This is a genomic window from Erwinia sp. 2186 (assembly GCF_057812255.1).
On the sequence record NZ_CM173824.1, the window covers coordinates 3,252,301 to 3,269,366 of the forward strand.

At 55.7% G+C, this 17,066-nt stretch carries 16 protein-coding genes and 1 pseudogene; 5 read left to right on the forward strand and 12 right to left on the reverse strand.

Translation table 11 applies throughout. The features are described 5' to 3' along the window. The first annotated feature begins 16 nt into the window (after positions 1–16). On the forward strand, positions 17–673 hold the full coding sequence (locus tag ACXKZG_RS15065) for an HAD family hydrolase (protein ID WP_134823800.1): 657 nt from the start codon (positions 17–19) through the stop codon (positions 671–673). 68 nt (positions 674–741) lie between these two features. Here ACXKZG_RS15065 and ACXKZG_RS15070 read toward each other — a convergent pair whose 3' ends face one another. The 6 genes and pseudogenes from ACXKZG_RS15070 to ACXKZG_RS15095 form a co-directional block, all read right to left on the reverse strand. Beyond that, on the reverse strand, positions 742–1,854 hold the full coding sequence (locus ACXKZG_RS15070) for a PQQ-dependent sugar dehydrogenase (protein WP_013201479.1): 1,113 nt from the start codon (positions 1,852–1,854) through the stop codon (positions 742–744). A gap of 115 nt (positions 1,855–1,969) precedes the next feature. Beyond that, positions 1,970–2,632: a DUF3313 domain-containing protein gene (locus tag ACXKZG_RS15075; protein ID WP_053145845.1), complete on the reverse strand. Its 663-nt coding sequence runs from the start codon at positions 2,630–2,632 to the stop codon at positions 1,970–1,972. Between the two features lie 205 nt (positions 2,633–2,837). Then, a complete protein-coding gene (locus ACXKZG_RS15080) occupies positions 2,838–3,167 on the reverse strand; it encodes a DUF1493 family protein (RefSeq protein ID WP_053145847.1) in 330 nt (109 codons plus the stop codon). Next, entirely contained in the window at positions 3,161–3,619 is a 459-nt protein-coding gene (locus tag ACXKZG_RS15085) for an STM2901 family protein (RefSeq protein WP_488875097.1), read from the reverse strand. Before ACXKZG_RS15085 ends, ACXKZG_RS15080 begins: the two co-directional genes overlap by 7 nt. 174 nt (positions 3,620–3,793) lie before the next feature. After that, on the reverse strand, positions 3,794–4,285 hold the full coding sequence (locus tag ACXKZG_RS15090) for an Hcp family type VI secretion system effector (protein WP_488875098.1): 492 nt from the start codon (positions 4,283–4,285) through the stop codon (positions 3,794–3,796). 32 nt (positions 4,286–4,317) lie between these two features. Further along, positions 4,318–4,572: pseudogene (locus ACXKZG_RS15095) on the reverse strand (DUF1493 family protein). A 310-nt stretch (positions 4,573–4,882) separates the two neighbouring features. On the opposite strand from ACXKZG_RS15095, the gene rimO reads away from it, so the two are divergent. Continuing rightward, a complete protein-coding gene (gene rimO, locus ACXKZG_RS15100) occupies positions 4,883–6,211 on the forward strand; it encodes a 30S ribosomal protein S12 methylthiotransferase RimO (RefSeq protein ID WP_013201476.1) in 1,329 nt (442 codons plus the stop codon). Between the two features lie 51 nt (positions 6,212–6,262). Here rimO and ACXKZG_RS15105 read toward each other — a convergent pair whose 3' ends face one another. From ACXKZG_RS15105 to ACXKZG_RS15130, 6 genes are all read right to left on the reverse strand, one after another. Next, positions 6,263–6,712 carry a DUF4385 domain-containing protein gene (locus ACXKZG_RS15105; protein WP_013201475.1) on the reverse strand — a complete coding sequence of 150 codons (450 nt, stop codon included), beginning with the start codon at positions 6,710–6,712 and terminating at the stop codon, positions 6,263–6,265. 77 nt (positions 6,713–6,789) lie between these two features. Further along, positions 6,790–7,695: a glutathione ABC transporter permease GsiD gene (gene gsiD / locus ACXKZG_RS15110; protein WP_053145851.1), complete on the reverse strand. Its 906-nt coding sequence runs from the start codon at positions 7,693–7,695 to the stop codon at positions 6,790–6,792. Between the two features lie 9 nt (positions 7,696–7,704). Further along, positions 7,705–8,625, reverse strand: coding sequence for a glutathione ABC transporter permease GsiC (gene gsiC / locus ACXKZG_RS15115; protein ID WP_013201473.1), 921 nt, complete (start codon positions 8,623–8,625; stop codon positions 7,705–7,707). A 66-nt stretch (positions 8,626–8,691) separates the two neighbouring features. Next, entirely contained in the window at positions 8,692–10,227 is a 1,536-nt protein-coding gene (gene gsiB / locus ACXKZG_RS15120) for a glutathione ABC transporter substrate-binding protein GsiB (protein ID WP_053146443.1), read from the reverse strand. 48 nt (positions 10,228–10,275) lie between these two features. Further along, positions 10,276–12,132 carry a glutathione ABC transporter ATP-binding protein GsiA gene (gene gsiA / locus ACXKZG_RS15125; RefSeq protein ID WP_013201471.1) on the reverse strand — a complete coding sequence of 619 codons (1,857 nt, stop codon included), beginning with the start codon at positions 12,130–12,132 and terminating at the stop codon, positions 10,276–10,278. Between the two features lie 9 nt (positions 12,133–12,141). Further along, positions 12,142–13,104: an isoaspartyl peptidase/L-asparaginase gene (locus ACXKZG_RS15130; protein WP_013201470.1), complete on the reverse strand. Its 963-nt coding sequence runs from the start codon at positions 13,102–13,104 to the stop codon at positions 12,142–12,144. Positions 13,105–13,356: 252 nt separating this feature from the next. On the opposite strand from ACXKZG_RS15130, the gene moeA reads away from it, so the two are divergent. The 3 genes from moeA (at position 13,357) to ACXKZG_RS15145 (ending at position 17,025) form a co-directional block, all read left to right on the forward strand. Then, entirely contained in the window at positions 13,357–14,589 is a 1,233-nt protein-coding gene (gene moeA / locus ACXKZG_RS15135) for a molybdopterin molybdotransferase MoeA (RefSeq protein ID WP_455865162.1), read from the forward strand. Between the two features lies 1 nt (position 14,590). Further along, positions 14,591–15,343, forward strand: coding sequence for a molybdopterin-synthase adenylyltransferase MoeB (gene moeB, locus ACXKZG_RS15140; protein ID WP_053145861.1), 753 nt, complete (start codon positions 14,591–14,593; stop codon positions 15,341–15,343). A gap of 137 nt (positions 15,344–15,480) precedes the next feature. Next, positions 15,481–17,025 (forward strand): sensor domain-containing diguanylate cyclase, encoded by a 1,545-nt coding sequence (locus tag ACXKZG_RS15145; RefSeq protein WP_488875099.1) that lies wholly within the window; start codon positions 15,481–15,483, stop codon positions 17,023–17,025. Positions 17,026–17,066 lie beyond the last annotated feature (41 nt).

Consider the following 17,066-nt stretch of genomic DNA (forward strand, 5'->3'; position numbering starts at 1 on the left):
CTCAGGAGTAATGACCATGGATTTAGCTTTGTTCGATCTTGATGAAACGTTGATCTGCGAAGACAGCACCGGCCTGTGGCTGCGTTATTTAGTCTCCCAGGGCTTTGCCCCGGCCGCGCTGATTGAGCAGGAACGGGCACTGATGGACCAGTATTATCAGGGTTCCCTGTCGATGGAAGAGTACATGTCCACCACCCTGTCGCCATTAACCGGCATGGGCACGCTTACGGTAACGGGCTGGGTCCGTCGCTTTATTCAGCGGGATATTCTGCCACGGGTTTATCCTTCCGCCCGCGAGAGAATGGCATGGCATCAGGAACGCGGTGATAAGGTGATGGTGGTGTCCGCCAGCGGAGAACATCTGGTGGTGCCGATTGCCGAACAGCTGGGTGCCCATGGCGCGCTGGCGATTGGAGTGGAAATCGTGGATGACCGCTACAGCGGCCAGACCTACGGCACCATGACCTACAAAGAGGGCAAGGTCACCCGTCTTAATGACTGGCTGGCCGATCAGAGCGAAACCACCTTTGGGAAAACCTGGGCCTACAGCGACTCAATTAACGACCTGGCGTTACTTGAACATGCGGATCATGCCCATGTCATTAACCCCGGCGAACAGCTGCACAGTCTTGCCGAACAGCGTGGCTGGGAAGTGTGTCACTGGGTAAGATAAGCCTGACAAAAATCGGGAAGGCTGAATCAGCCCTCCCGATTTTGCTGACCATACCGTCAAGCCTGCCGTTATTTCGCTAATCCCACCTTAAGCAGCTTGCCGTCCGACTCGTCGGTCAGCACATAAAGATAGCCATCCGGGCCAGCCCGGACATCGCGGATACGCTCACCGCGATCCTTCAACAGGCGCTCTTTCTCTTCGACCTTATCGCCATTGACCGTCAGACGGATCAGACTTTTATCTTTCAGCGCCCCGATAAATAGCGAGTTTTTCCATTGCGGGAAGTGGCCGTTATAGAAGGCCATGCCGCTGATCGCCGGAGACACCTTCCACCAGAACACCGGCTGCACGGTGCCTGGCGCGGTTCCTCCTTTCGAGCCTGGCACTTTCTCACCGCTGTAATCAATTCCCCAGGTCGCCAGCGGCCAGCCGTAATTCTGGCCTTTTCGCGGAATATTCACCTCATCACCACCGCGTGGACCGTGTTCACTTTCCCACATCTCCTTGCTCCACGGATTAAAGGCAAGCCCTTGTGGATTGCGCATACCATAGCTCCAGATTTCAGGTCTGGCGCCCTTCTTACCGACAAAAGGATTATCTTTTGGAATACTGCCATCCGCATTGAGGCGAATAACCTTACCGGTTAAGGCGGTTAAATCCTGCGCTGACGCGGCCTGGAAGTTATCGCCAAAGGTGACGTACAAATAACCTGCCTGATCAAAGGCCAGTCGCGACCCTAAATTGGCCCCGCTGGAGAGTTTCGGTTGCTGGTGGAGTAAATCTTTAAAATCGGTCAGCTGCGTCAGATCTTTGCTGAGCAAGCCGGAGCCCACCACAGCACCGGCACGCCCGTTGTCATCGGCTTCGGTCCAGGTCAGATAGACGCGGCGGTTTTGCGCAAAGTCGGGGGACAGCACGACATCCAGCAGGCCGCCCTGACGTTGCGCCCAGACTTTCGGCACGCCGGTAATCGGTTGCGAGAGTCCTTTCCCCTGTTGCCAGTGCCGTAGCTGGCCCGATCGTTCGGTGATTAATATGCCTTGATTGTCGGGCAAAAAAGCCATCGCCCAGGGATGATCAAGCCCTTGTTGTAACTGCTCGACACTGACCTTTTCGGCCAGTACGGGATGGGAAAACAGGACGGCGCTGGCGAGCAAACAGAGGGGAAACAGACGTGACATACCTTCACTCCTTCAGATCAATGTCCGTTAAATTTAGTGAAGAAGGCTGGAGACGGGGCTGTTTTTACAAAACATTAAGCGCCGCAACGGTGCGGCGCTTAATGGAAGGTGACGATTAAGGTTGATGCGGGAAGGTGGTGACGTCGTTAATCATGTCATCAGCGCCCTGCTTAAGGTCTGACAGAGTGACAGGTGCCGAGTTGTTAGGTACCGTTTTGCCATAGGCTTTACGCACCGCTTCCACCACCGGCTTACCGGTTTTGGCATCAATCAGCTGCGCTTCAAGGTAAAGCACGCTATTTTGCGTCCGGTGGCCAGAGGCCGCCATGGTTCCGGCAATCACCGCAGCGACCGGCACGACTTCATAGAACTTCATGTCCTGGTTTTCAGCACTGACGGTGGTAATCGCGGTTTTCATAATTAACGTATCTGGGCCCGGGGAACTGACCAGCGGCATTTGCTTAGCGACAGCCGCTTTCAACCGGGTATCTACGTAGCTTCTCAGGCTATCCAACGTTTGCTGGCTAACGCGTTCGGTAGGTTTCGCCGCAGGGTAATAGACCACCGGGGTGAAATAGATCCCGCGATAATCAGAAGCTTTATAGTCTGGCGAGATCCAACGCAGCGTTGGATGCCCGCTCGGAGATTCGGTTGGTTTCAGTTTGGAATAATCGGAGAGAAACCCAGAATACTGATGGGATTCCGTTACTTTTGAAGAGCATCCGGCCAGAACCGCAATCGCAAGTCCGGCAACAAGACCAAGACGTAACACACGCATGGGGTGTTCCTTTTTCACAGAGGATTAGGCAAAAAAACGTAAGGACAACTGAAGCATAGCGCGTCTTCCGCGCATCACCAGAAAGCGTAAGAGTAAACGTTATGTCGCCATACTTTTACTCGTACCCTGCTCAATTCTTGCCTTTGCAATGGGGCTCACATTCCTGTGGGATTAACCTAAGCCGCGCGTTCTGCGCTAATTTAAGCTAGTCATACAACCATTTTCCGGCTTTTGCTGAATCGATCAACATTCCGACCGTGAAATCGGGAATATCCACCGGTTCGGATTTCTTAAAGGGATTCCAGGAAAAATGAACGTCAGGATAATAGGTTTCAATATGGAAGCTGGACATATCCACATTGAATTCTTCCGAGAAGTCATCGATCAATTCTTCAACATCATCCTGATCTAACTTCACGTCAAAATGAATGCTTGAGGACGCGGTGTAGGTGTCGTATTTCTTCTTCCTGAACATATACACGCCACTCCGGCGGGTCACGAATTCGATAACCCGCTGTTCAATGCTGTCTACCATAACTTGTCGTCACCTCGTGCTATGAAGTTATAATCGCGTAAAGAGCAGTAAGTGATCCTTGATACATCTGCAATCAGAATAACCTCACCGATGAGGGGTATGGTTCGCCCTACGAACGTGCTTACTTTTCTAACCATCTTTAGTTTCACAGTCCATGGCGTATAACCTCCTATCCATGTTGGCATTTTGATCCCAAATGGGAACATCGTATTTTTGAGAAGTCCTCTGACGCTTTTAGACACTCGTGAGGTAACGGGGACGGCGTTTATAGGTTTAGCTCGCGTTGTCTGATCATTAATACCGCTATATAAAGCAACTACAGCAGCGACATCTACTATCCCGAAGTGTTTCGCAGTATTCATCACGAATACCATAAAAAACAACTCAGAGGCGTTAACGTTAGATCGCCCTGCATAGAAATATGTTCCATTAAGTTCCTCAACTGTATCCATACTAATATCCCTTTTTTGCAGACTTAAGATTTGTTTTTTTACAATCAGGTTGGTAAATGACAGGCTTCCATATGATTCTTGGGGTCAAGTAAACCTTAATTGCCCTACAACAATGGCTTTTTAGACTCGCTACTCTCGGATGAAAAAGGGGCAATAGCCCCCTTTCCCTTTGTTTCAAGCCGTTGCCGTTGTACGCTCGTTCCAAGCGTCATGGGCTAACAGATTGCCGTCTTTGTACAGGTGAGTGATCTTCTCGTAGTTCAATGAAACTTCTTCCATGTGACCTGTTCCCGGGCAACCTCGCGTGTCGTGCATAGCAGGACTAACAGAAATCACTTTCACTTTTTCCAGTGTGATTACGTAATACACCACTTCCTGGCCGGCATAGTTGATGTGATAGAAACGAAATTCAGCCGATTTTAGTGTCTGCCCTGTTGCCGCAGCTTTGAAGAGGTAGGGAGAGGAGCTATCAAGCTCCTTGGTGAACTGGAAAGGTGAATGTTGGCGAGTCCCCGTAACCTTCCCTGTCATAGGGTCGGTTGGGAGGGTGATATTGTGATGCAAACTCCTCAGTTCCACACTTCCTTCACGGTGTTTCACCTCGGAAGAACCCCGGATTATAGCGCCGCCATCATCGGTCAAAAATAAGTGTACAGGTACGGCCATTTTGAGCTCCTTGCTTGTGGCTAGTCATACAACTATTTCCCGGCTTTTGCGGATTCAATCATCATCCCGACAGTGAAATCAGGGACGGGAAAAGTTGCACTCTTTTTAAAGACATTCCATGTAAAAGGCATATCAGGGAAATAGGTCTCAATCCTGAATTTTCCTCACTGAACATTAAACTTTTCGAAAAACTCATTCATCAAATCTTCAATTTCAAGCTCATCATTGCTCAGGTCGGTATCAAGGTCAGTCTCAGGCGATAATTTCACCTTCTTAAGATTGAACAGGTACGAGCCAGCTTAGGGCCGCACATGCTCATAAACCCGCTGTTCAATGCTGTCTACCATAACTTGTCACTGTCCATTGATAACGCCAACAGCCTCAACAATACTGTTTGCAGCCACTGTTATACCGGTCAAAATCCCAGCAAATCAAACAAATGCCGCCCCTAATCCCGCTTGTTTTGATCTCCCTCAATCCGGCCGGGAATGCCCGTCGGTCAGAAGAATCCCCCTACACTTCATATTGCTGTATAAATTCTACGTAGAGATGGGTAGAATCCCGCGCAAAATTGCTGTGCAAAACAGGAAATGAGTAATGTCGCAAAATACAACTATGGCGCCGCGTGTCGGATTTGTTTCTCTCGGCTGCCCGAAAAATCTGGTCGACTCTGAACGCATCCTCACCGAGCTGCGCACCGAAGGCTATGAAGTGGTTCCACGTTATGACGATGCCGAAATCGTCATCGTCAACACCTGCGGATTCATCGACAGCGCTGTACAAGAATCGCTGGAAGCGATCGGCGAAGCGCTGAATGAAAACGGTAAGGTGATCGTCACCGGCTGCCTCGGTGCGAAAGAGAACCAGATCCGTGAAGTGCATCCAAAGGTGCTGGAAATCACCGGACCGCACAGCTATGAGCAGGTGCTGTCGCACGTCCACCGCTATGTGCCTAAGCCAGCGCATAACCCGTTCCTGAGCCTGGTGCCGGAACAGGGCGTGAAGCTGACGCCGCGCCATTACGCTTACCTGAAGATTTCAGAAGGCTGTAACCACCGTTGTACGTTCTGCATCATCCCTTCCATGCGTGGCGATCTGGACAGCCGTCCGATTGGCTCGGTGCTGGATGAAGCCAAGCGTCTGGCTGAAGCCGGCGTGAAGGAGCTGCTGGTGATCTCCCAGGATACTTCGGCTTACGGCGTGGACGTGAAACACCGTACCGGTTTCTGGAATGGATCGCCGGTAAAAACCAGCATGGTCAGCCTGTGCGAACAGCTGGCTAAACTGGGCGTGTGGGTGCGTCTGCACTACGTTTACCCGTACCCGCACGTGGACGATGTCATTCCACTAATGGCGGAAGGGAAACTGCTGCCTTACCTGGATATCCCGCTGCAGCACGCCAGCCCGCGCATCCTGAAGCTGATGAAGCGCCCGGGTGCCGTTGAACGTACGCTGGAGCGCATTAAGCGCTGGCGCGAAATTTGCCCGGACCTGACGCTGCGTTCGACCTTTATCGTCGGTTTCCCTGGCGAAACGGAAGAAGACTTCCAGATGCTGCTCGACTTCCTGAAGGAAGCGCGTCTGGATCGCGTCGGCTGCTTCAAATACAGCCCGGTTGAAGGCGCGACCGCCAATCAGCTGCCGGATCCGGTACCGGAGTCGGTGAAGGAAGAACGTTACGATCGCTTTATGCAGCTGCAGCAGGCGATCTCCGCCGAACGTTTGCAGGAAAAAGTCGGTCGTGAAATTCTGGTAATCATCGATGAAGTGGATGAAGAAGGGGCGATTGGCCGCAGTATGGCTGATGCACCTGAGATTGACGGTGCCGTCTATCTCAACGGCGAGAAATCCCTGAAGCCAGGCGATGTGGTGCGTGTGAAGGTTGATAACGCCGACGAATACGACCTGTGGGCGTCCAAGATTTAATACCTGCCAAAAGGGCCGGCCGGAATGGGCTGGCCCTTTTCACTTTCCGCGTTAGCCGTACTCTTTTTGATGCTGTTTTTTGCGCTGAAGATAGTCTTTATCGGCGCGGATCTGGTCCCAATACCCTTTGAAAATCGCCGCTGAGGCCGCCTTTTCTTCGTTCAGCTCGAAGGGCAACAGCTCGCGCTTCTCATCGTATTTCTTCCCGCCCTTATGGTTGGCATAGCGCCTGGCGCGGGTATAGCCCATCTGAATAAATTTGCGGGCCATATCCATGCCGACAAACTCATCATTTTTCCGGTACTGCTCAAAAAGCGCCATGATCGCCGTGGCTGAGACCTGCGCAATATCCGGTGTTTTAAACCGCCAGTGCGGTAGGATTTCACTTTTATAGGGCTCAACCATTAACACGCCCTGTTCCCCGCGCCCCACCTGATACAACTCGGGATGCTTACGAAAGTCGATTGTTTTGAAATCCTGCTGATAGTCGAATTCTTTCATTGCCACCCCACTGAGAAAGAAGCAAGCATGGCACAGAAATCTGCAGCGCGCGCCGACAGGGCACGCACTCGGCGACATCAGGTCTTCAGTTTAGGATCCAGCGCATCGCGCAGGCCATCCCCCAGCAGGTTGAACGCCAGCACCGTCAGGAAGATCGCCAGGCTGGGGAAAATCGCCACGTGCGGGGCCATCACCATATCGGCACGGGCTTCATTGAGCATCGCCCCCCATTCCGGCGTCGGCGGCTGTGCGCCCAATCCGAGGAACGACAGGCTGGCTGCGGTGATAATCGAGGTGCCAATACGCATGGTGAAATAGACCACGATCGATGAAATGGTTCCCGGCAGAATATGCCGCATGATGATGGTGAAATCGGAGGCACCAATACTGCGGGCCGACTCGATAAACGTCATATGCTTCAGCACCAGCGTGTTGCCGCGCACCAGACGGGCAAAGGCCGGGATACTGAAGATCGCCACCGCCACAATCACGTTGGACATACCCGTGCCTAAAATCGCCACCACGGCCAGCGCCAGCAGGATCCCCGGAAAGGCGAACAGCACATCGCTGATGCGCATTATGATCCGATCCCACCAGCCTTCGTAGTAGCCGGCCAGCAGCCCCAGCAAGGTGCCAATTGCCGCGCCGATCGCCACCGAGAAGAAGCCGGAAATTAGCGACAAGCGCGTGCCGGTCAGCACCCGGCTGAAGATATCGCGACCGAGCGAATCCACACCAAACCAGTGCATCATCGACGGGCCTTCGGTCAGCCGATCGTAGTCAAAATAGTTCTCTGCATCGAATGGCACAATCCACGGCGCAATCACCGCCACCACAATCAGCAGCAGCACAAACACCCCGGCCACCATCGCCACCGGCTGCTTTTTAAATCGCCGCCAGAATTCCCGCCAGGGTGTCCGCACGCGATGTTGGTTAATCGTTGGCATCGCGGACAGCGCCGCGCTACGTCGCCAGTTTTTCATCGCCGGTCCTTATTTGTAACGAATCGCGGGGTTGATGGCGGCGTAAAGCATGTCCACAACCAGGTTAATGAGAATAAATTCCAGCGAGAACAGCAGCACCTCGGCCTGCACCACCGGGTAATCACGCATCTCGACCGAATCCACCAGCAGACGCCCCAGTCCCGGCCAGTTGAACACCACTTCCACCACAATTGAGCCGCCTAGCAGGAAGCCAAACTGCAGGCCCATCATGGTGACCACCGGGATCATCGCATTCCGCAGGCCGTGCTTGACCACCACCAGCGTCTCACGCACGCCTTTGGCCCGCGCGGTGCGCATATAATCTTCCTGCATCACCTCAACAAACGAGGCGCGGGTAAAGCGCGCCATCACTGCCGCAACCGCGGCGCCCAGGGTGATGGACGGTAAAATATAGTGCTTCCAGCCGTCCGCCCCCACCGTGGGCAGCCAGCCTAATTCAACCGAGAACACCTGCATCAGCAGCATCCCCAGCGCAAATGCCGGGAACGAAATTCCGGAAACGGCCAGCGTCATGCCAAGCCGATCTGGCCAGCGGTTGCGCCAGACAGCGGAGGTAATGCCGATGCCCATGCCAAAAATCACTGACCACACCATGCTGCTTAACGTCAGCCACAGGGTGGGTAAAAATCGCGCGGCAATCTCCGCCGAAACCGGCCGCTTTGATACCATCGACTGACCAAAATCGCCCTGCACTGCATTGCTGATAAAGTGCCAGAACTGCTGGATCATTGGCTGATCGAGGCCTAACTGCTGACGAACCAGTGCCACCACCGTTGCATCGGCTTCTGGACCGGCAATCAGCCTGGCGGGATCGCCCGGCAGCATATGTACAAACAGGAACACCAATACCGCCACAATCAGCAGTGTGGGGATCAGTCCCAGTAAGCGTCTGATAAAATAATTGAGCATGCGTCATCCTGCGCTTAAGACAACCACGCCTCCCATATCGGGAGGCGCGGTCACCGTGAGCGGGGTTTACTTCAGATCGGCGTCGTCAAAGCTGAACGAGGTGTCCGGCATCACGTAGAAGCCCGTCAGGTTTTTGGTGTTGGCTGAAACCAGTTTCTCCACCACCAGCGGTACCCAGGGCTGCTCTTTCCAGATAATGTCCTGAGCATCTTTGTACAGCGCGGCTTTCTTCTCGCCGTCGGTGGTTTTCAGTGCATCGGCCAGATCGCTGTCAACCTTGGCATTACTGTAAAACGCGGTGTTGAAGATGGTTGGCGGCCAGGACTGGGTGGCAAACAGCGGCGTCAGTGCCCAGTTAGCCTCACCGGTGGAAGCCGACCAGCCGGTGTAAAACATCCGCACACCGCTCTCTTTCTGCCCTTTGTCTTCCACTTCTGCCGCACGCTGTCCCGCATCCATCGCGGTCAGGGTGGCTTTAATACCCACCTGAGCCAGCTGCTGCTGAGTGAACTGCAGCACTTTCTGCGCGGTGCTGTGGTTATGGGATGACCATAAGGTGGTGGTGAAGCCGTTCGGGAAGCCCGCTTCCTTCAGCAGCTCACGCGCCTTAGCCGGGTTATATTCGGGGGCCGGATAGGTCTGGGCGAACTGGATCGCTGGCGGCACGATACCCGTTGCTGGCGTGGCATAACCGGCAAACGCCACTTTCACCAGCGCCTGACGGTTGATGGCGTAGTTGATCGCCTCACGCACCTTCGGATTATCGAACGGCTTCTGGGTGACGTTAAAGCTGATGTAACGCTGCATGATGGATGGCGAGGTCACCAGATCCAGCTTGCTGTTTTTCTCCAGCAGTTTTGCCTGCTCGTAAGGGATTGGGAAGGCAAAGTTGGCTTCACCGGTTTGCAGCATCGCCGCACGGGTGTTGTTGTCCACCACCGGACGCCAGGTAATGGTATCCAGCTTCGGATAGCCTTTCTTCCAGTAGCCGGCAAATTTCTTCACCTTCACGAAATCGGTCTGGTTCCAGGTATCCAGCTCATACGGGCCGGTACCGACCGGGTGGAAGCCAATCTCCTTACCGTATTTCTTCAGCGCCGTTGGCGAAATCATCGCGGCAGCCGGACTGGCCAGCGTGTTGATAAAGGCCGAGAACGGCTGCTTCAGGGTGATTTTCACCGTCAGCGGATCGATAACCTCGGTGGTCGCAATGGATTTGAACAGGTTGTAGCGCTTCAGGTGATTATCAGGATTGCTGGCGCGATCGAGGTTGACCTTCACCGCTTCGGCATTGAAGTCGCTGCCATCCTGGAATTTGATGCCGCTACGCAGTTTGATGGTGTAGGTCAGGCCATCTTTGCTGGCATCGGAGCTTTCAGCCAGCACGTTGACCAGCTTCATGTCCTTATCGAAGCCAAACAGGCCCTGATAGAAGGATTTGGCCACCGCCTGCGACAAGGTATCGTTTGCGTCGTAGGGATCCAATGTCGTGAAGTTGGAACCCACCGCGATCACCGCATCTTTCGCCGCCCAGGCAGGCACAGCGGCAAAGCTGCTCAATAAACCTGCGGTTAACAGTAACTTACGTTTGCTATGAATCATCATTGTGCGTTCATCTCCTGAAGTCCTTGTTGTTGTTGTGCAGCAATATCAGGCACCGCCAATCGCATGACGGGCAACATAGTGTCCGGCACTCACCTCAATCAGCGGTGCCACCACCGGTTCGTCCCCAAGGGCACGGATCGGGCTGGGAATTTCGTCCACCAGCAGCGCTCGTTCACGACGGCGATGTCGGGGATCGGCCACCGGCACCGCTGACATCAGCTTGCGCGTGTAGGGATGCTGGGGATTTTCAAATACGGACTGACGTGGGCCAATTTCAACAATCTGCCCGAGGTACATTACCGCCACGCGATGGCTGATGCGCTCGACGACCGCCATATCGTGGGAAATAAACAGGAACGCGATGCCGAATTCACGCTGCAAATCCAGCATCAGGTTGACGATTTGCGCCTGAATCGACACGTCCAGCGCGGAGACCGACTCATCGGCAATCACCACTTTAGGATTCAGCGCCAGCGCGCGGGCGATGCAAATTCGCTGACGCTGGCCGCCGGAGAACTCATGCGGATAACGCCGCGCATGTTCAGGTAACAGACCGACGCGCTCCAGCAGCCATGCCACCCGATCTTCTGCCGCCTGCCCTTTTGCCAGCTTGTGCACCAGCAGCGGTTCCATTATCGAAAAGCCGACCGTCAGCCGGGGATCGAGCGATGCGTAGGGATCCTGAAAAATAAACTGAATATCCCGCCGCAGATGCGAAAGCGCCGAACCGGAAAGGGTGTCGATGCGCTGGCCATCAAAGGTAATGGTGCCGCCCTGGCTTTCCACCAGCCGCAACAATGAGCGACCGGTGGTGGATTTCCCACAGCCGGATTCGCCCACCAGCGCCAGTGTTTCACCGGGCCGCAGGTCAAAACTGACCTTCTCCACCGCATGAACCCGGCGGATGACGCGATTAAAAATGCCGCCACGGACATCGAAGCGCGTCACCAGGTCACGAACCTGCAACACCGGCTCCGCGTCGGGTGAAACGGTATCCTGAGGCACCACGATTTCGTCGCGGCTCTCCAGTGAAATCAGCGGAAATTTGGCCGGATACGCCTGGCCAGTCATGGAGCCGAGTTTCGGCACGGCGGCCAGCAACGCCTTGGTGTAGGGCTGCTGTGGCGAGCTGAAAATTTCGTCCACGGTGCCGGTTTCCACCACATCGCCGCGGTACATCACCTGCACGCGATCGGCCATTTCGGCCACCACGCCCATATCGTGAGTGATAAAAATCACCCCCATCTGCATCTCTTTTTGCAGCACGCGGATCAGCTGTAATATCTGCGCCTGAATGGTCACATCCAGCGCGGTGGTCGGCTCATCGGCAATCAGCAACGCCGGACGACAGGAAAGCGCCATCGCGATCATCACCCGCTGCCGCATCCCGCCGGAGAGTTGATGAGGAAAGCGGGTGAGGACGTTTTTCGCTTCCGGGATGCGCACCAGATCCAGCATCCTCTCGGCTTCCTGCAGCGCCTCGCGGTGGCTTTTCCCCTGATGCAGGCGAATCGACTCGGCAATTTGCTCGCCCACCGGAAACACCGGGTTTAGCGAGGTCATCGGCTCCTGGAAAATCATTGCCATATCCGCACCGCGAATGGTGCGCAGCTGGGATTGGCGCGCGCTGGCCAGATCGACGATGCGATCGTTGCGTCTGCGCAGCCACATTTCGCCGCTGTCGATGCTGCCACCGCCCTGCTCCACCAGCCGCATTAAGGCCAGCGAGGTGACCGATTTCCCGGAACCTGATTCGCCAACAATCGCCAGCGTCTCACCGCGCTGCACATCCAGCGACAGGTTTTTCACCGCCTGCACCACGCCCTCTTCCTGACGGAAGCTGACGCTGAGGTTTCTGACTGATAATACCTGCCCGGCAGGCAGGTCCGTGATCACCGGCATCCTGCTTCCTTATTCTTCGCGGTAAATACCGACATTAGGCGCATCACCCACATAGCCGTAGCCGCGATACATGCCTTCACTGTTGAATGGCAGGGCGACATTGCCCTCGCGGTCGACGGCGATCACGCCGCCGCTGCCACCCAGCACCCGGATTTTTTCCATCACCACGCGATCGCTGGCTTCTTTCAACGACAAGCCGCCATATTCCATCAGCGCGGCGATATCGTAAGCCGCCAGCGTGCGCATAAAGACTTCGCCGGTGCCGGTACAGGAGACCGCAACGTTAGCGTTATTGGCATAGCAACCCGCGCCAACAATCGGCGAGTCGCCCACGCGTCCGGCCTGTTTGTTGGTCATGCCGCCGGTCGAGGTCGCCGCGGCAAGATTACCGGATAAATCCAGCGCCACCGCGCCCACCGTGCCGAACTTGCGATCCGGATCGAGAGGATCGTCAGAGCTTTGCGCCGCGCCATCATGATCGAGCACGGCATGATCGGAATGCAGCGCGCGCTGAAGCTGTTCCCAGCGCTCAGGCGTGGAGAAGAAGTCAGGCGGAACCTGTTCCAGCCCGTGCTCAGCGGCAAATTTCTCTGCGCCTTCACCGATAAACATCACGTGCGGGCTGTTTTCCAGCACGGCACGGGCGGCCAGTACCGGATTACGCAGGGTATTCACCCCGGCAACCGCACCGGCGTCCAGCGAGCGGCCATCCATCACGCAGGCATCCAGCTCGTGGGTGCCCTGATGGGTGAAGACGGCGCCCTTACCGGCGTTGAACAGCGGGCACTCTTCCAGCAAGCGCACCGCTTCGGTTACGGCATCTAGCGCGCTGCCACCCGCCGCCAGCACCGCCTGTCCGCTGGCAACAATCCCCGACAGGGCCTGAATATAGTGCTGTTCTTTCTCTGCGCTCATGCTGGCGCGGGCAATTGCGCCCGCACCGCCGTGGATCGCGATGACTGCTCTGGCCATAATCCGATTACCCTGGGTGCTAAATCAGCATGAAAAACACTGAGTTAGAATGAAATTGTTTAGGTCTGCGTCGTTTTCGACTATAGGCAGGCTGTAAAGTGATGTAAAGCAGAATGTTCGCTGGCTGATAATAACGAAAGGTTCTATGTCATAACCGCCTTCGGTGCAGGCGTGACCAGACCGCGAATTCACGCCATAATAATGGCAACTGACTGGATGACGGCCCGACGCTTCGGGCACGCTGGAGACATTATGGAAGCCTTTACTGCGGGATTGATCTCGCTGGACGATGCGCTGGCGAAAATGCTGGCGGCGATTACCCCGCTGACAGAGACGGAAACCCTGCCGCTGTCCGCGGCCGTCGGACGCATCACCGCCTGTGCGGTGACCTCGCCGATTGACGTGCCGCCGTTTGCGAACTCGGCAATGGATGGGTACGCCTTAAGAATGGCAGACCTTGCCAGACAGCCGCTGAAAATTGCCGGAAAAGCCTTTGCCGGCGCCCCGTTCAAAGGTGAATGGCCCGCGGGCACCTGCCTGCGCATTATGACCGGTGCGCCGGTGCCGCCCGGCACTGAAGCCGTAGTGATGCAGGAACAGACCGGCGAGGATGGCGATGCGATCCGCATTCTGGCCGACGTCACCGAAGGGCAAAATATCCGCCTGGCGGGCGATGACATCCTGCAAGGCGCAACGGTGCTGGAACAGGGTATCCGCTTAGGTGCCGCCGAACTGCCGCTGCTGGCGTCTCTCGGTGTGGCGGACGTGAAGGTGCTGCGCAAGCTGCGGGTCGCGGTGTTCTCCACCGGCGATGAGCTGCAACCTGTCGGCCAGCCGCTGGCGGAAGGGCAGATTTATGACACCAATCGCTTTGCGGTGCGGTTGATGCTGGACAAGCTGGGTTGCGAAGTGATTGACCTCGGGATCATCCGTGACGATCGGCAGGCGCTGCGCGAGGCTTTCCGCCAGGCCGACAGTCAGGCCGACGTGGTGATCAGCAGCGGTGGCGTCTCGGTGGGCGAAGCCGATTACACCAAAAGCATGCTGGAAGAGTTAGGCGAAATCAGCTTCTGGAAGCTGGCGATTAAGCCGGGCAAACCCTTTGCCTTTGGCCGTCTGACCAACAGCTGGTTCTGCGGTCTGCCGGGCAATCCGGTTTCCGCCGTCCTCACCTTCTATCAGCTGGTTCAGCCACTGCTGGCAAAACTGACCGGGCAACAGGGACCGGCGCTGCCGCCTCGCCAGACGGTGAAAGCGGCAACCGCGCTGAAAAAATCGCCTGGCCGCCTCGACTTCCAGCGCGGATTCGTGCAACAAAATGAAGACGGCGAACTGGAAGTGCACTCCACCGGCCCGCAGGGTTCCCATGTGTTCAGTTCGTTCAGCCAGGCCAACTGCTTTATCGTGCTGGAGCGTGATCGTGGCAACGTTGAAGCAGGCGAATGGGTCGAGATCGAGCCGTTTAACAGCCTGCTGGAGGGCTGACATGCTGCCTGAACTCAGCGACGAAGAGAGCCTGCGCTACAATCGCCAGATTGTGCTGCGCGGCTTTGACTTTGACGGCCAGGAGAAGCTGAAAGCCGCTAAAGCGCTGATTGTCGGACTGGGCGGATTGGGATGTGCCGCCGCGCCCTACCTCGCTTCCGCTGGCGTGGGCCAGCTTACGCTGCTGGATTTCGACACGGTTTCGCTCTCCAATCTGCAGCGGCAAATTTTGCATCGCGACAGTGCGATTGGCCAGGCGAAAGTCGATTCTGCCCGCCAGCAGTTAAGCCAGATCAACCCGCATATCCGCCTCGACGCCATCAACCAGCAGCTGGATGATGCGCAACTGGCTGAGCTGATTGGCCAGCAGGATGTGGTGCTGGACTGTAGCGATAATGTGGCCACCCGTGAACAGCTAAACCGGCTGTGTCACGCCAGTAAAACGCCGCTGGTGTCGGGCGCGGCCATCCGTATGGAAGGGCAAATCGCCGTCTTTCGCTGGCAGCAGGATGAACCCTGCTATCGCTGCATCAGCCGCCTGTTTGGCGATGCCACGCTCAGCTGCGTCGAAGCAGGCGTGATGGCGCCGTTGGTCGGGGTGATTGGCTCGCTGCAGGCGATGGAAGCGATTCGCGTGCTGAGCGACTTTGGCAACCCGGTGCCGGGAAAACTGCTGATGTATGACGCGATGACGCTGCAATTCCGCGAAATGAAGGTGGCGAAAGATCCGGCCTGTGAGGTCTGCGGTCACTGATATTTTCCTCTGCTTGTTGGGCGTTTTTGCTACTAAGCGCCCACTTCTGCTCTTTTTCCACAGTTAAAACAACGCCCTTTACCCGCAGCCACTATAGTTAGGCGAGTTAATGCCGGTACTAAAGGAGCGTTTTGTTTATGACCGCGGAGCCCCGTCCACAGCCAGACGTCAACCTGCTCAACCTGAGAAAGATGCTGATTGTCTTTCTGCTGGTGATCGGCGGTGCGGTGGTGATGGTCACGGCCTGGGTGGTGTTCAACACCTGGGAACGGATGGTCGACGAGACGCAAAACGATGCGCGCAACCTGTCGCAATCCGTTTCCCGACAGGCGGAAGACTCCTTTTTGCAGGTCGAACTGACCTTACAGGATCTGCGCGATCGCATTACCCTGGTGGGTCTGGATAAAGAGCGGCAGGAATACCTGCGTTCGCTGATTACCGATCGCAAGGCGTCACTGCCACAGCTGCACGGGCTGTTTGTGTATGACAGTCAGGGCAACTGGGTGGTGACGTCAGAAGGCGCGCTAAAGCAGCACAGCAACAATCAGGATCGTGAATACTTTCGCTATCATCAGCAGCATACCGATCCCGGTGTGCATATCAGTGAGGTGATCCGTAGCCGCACTACCGGCGCATTGATTATTCCGGTTTCCATGCGGCTGAATAATAGCGATGGCTCCTTCCGTGGCGTGCTGTTGGCGACCCTGCGCATCGACTATTTCCGGCAGATATTTGGCTATTACAATCTTGGCGAGCGAGGTTTAATTGCGCTGATCGTCAATAACGGCACTATCCTTTACGCCCGTCCCTTCCCTGACAGCACCATCAACCGCAATATTGCCAATAGCCCGTTATTTACCGATCTGCTTAAAACCTCGCCGAATGGGACCGCAACCTATAAGTCGGCATTAGACGGCGTGGAACGGGTGTTTGGCTATGCCAGCCTCAAACGTTATCCGCTGGTGGTGACCGTCGGTTACGATCGTAAGCAGCTGGTTCATGCCTGGTTTACCGATCTGCTGATCTATCTGATCCTCTGCTGTCTGCTGCTGCTGGCGATTTTTGTGCTGGGCTATTTCCTGCTGCGCAATCTTAGCCAGAATATCCGCGATCAGGCCGAACTGGCTCAGGTGCGTGAACAGCTCACCAGCATGAACCGCACGCTGCAAACGCTGGCACTGGTAGACAGCCTGACCGGGTTAGCGAACCGCAGACAGTTTGACCTCTATCTGGATCGGGCGATGGAACGCGCCAATAAGCTGCGAAAACCGCTGGCGCTGCTGATGATTGATGTCGACTCCTTTAAGAACTTTAACGACACCTATGGGCATCTGTCCGGCGATGACTGCCTGAAACGCGTCGGTGATGCGCTGCTGCAGGTGTCACACCGGTCGGACGATATGATCGCCCGTTACGGCGGCGAAGAGTTTGCGGTGATCCTGCCAGACTGCGAGGGTGAAGGCGCCCTGCGCTTTGCCAGCTCAGCCCTTGAATCGGTGGCGGCCATGGCCATCCCCCATCAGAATAGCCATCACGCGGCTAAAATCGTCACCATCAGCATTGGCGTCCACGTAATGCAGGGTGGCCTGCCGGATAACTCGCGCCATGCGTTGATTGGTCAGGCCGATAAGGCGCTGTACCAGGCGAAAATGTCCGGTAAAAACCGGGTTGAGATGGGATAACTGCGCGCAACCCAATAAAAAAGGGACCCGAAGGTCCCCTT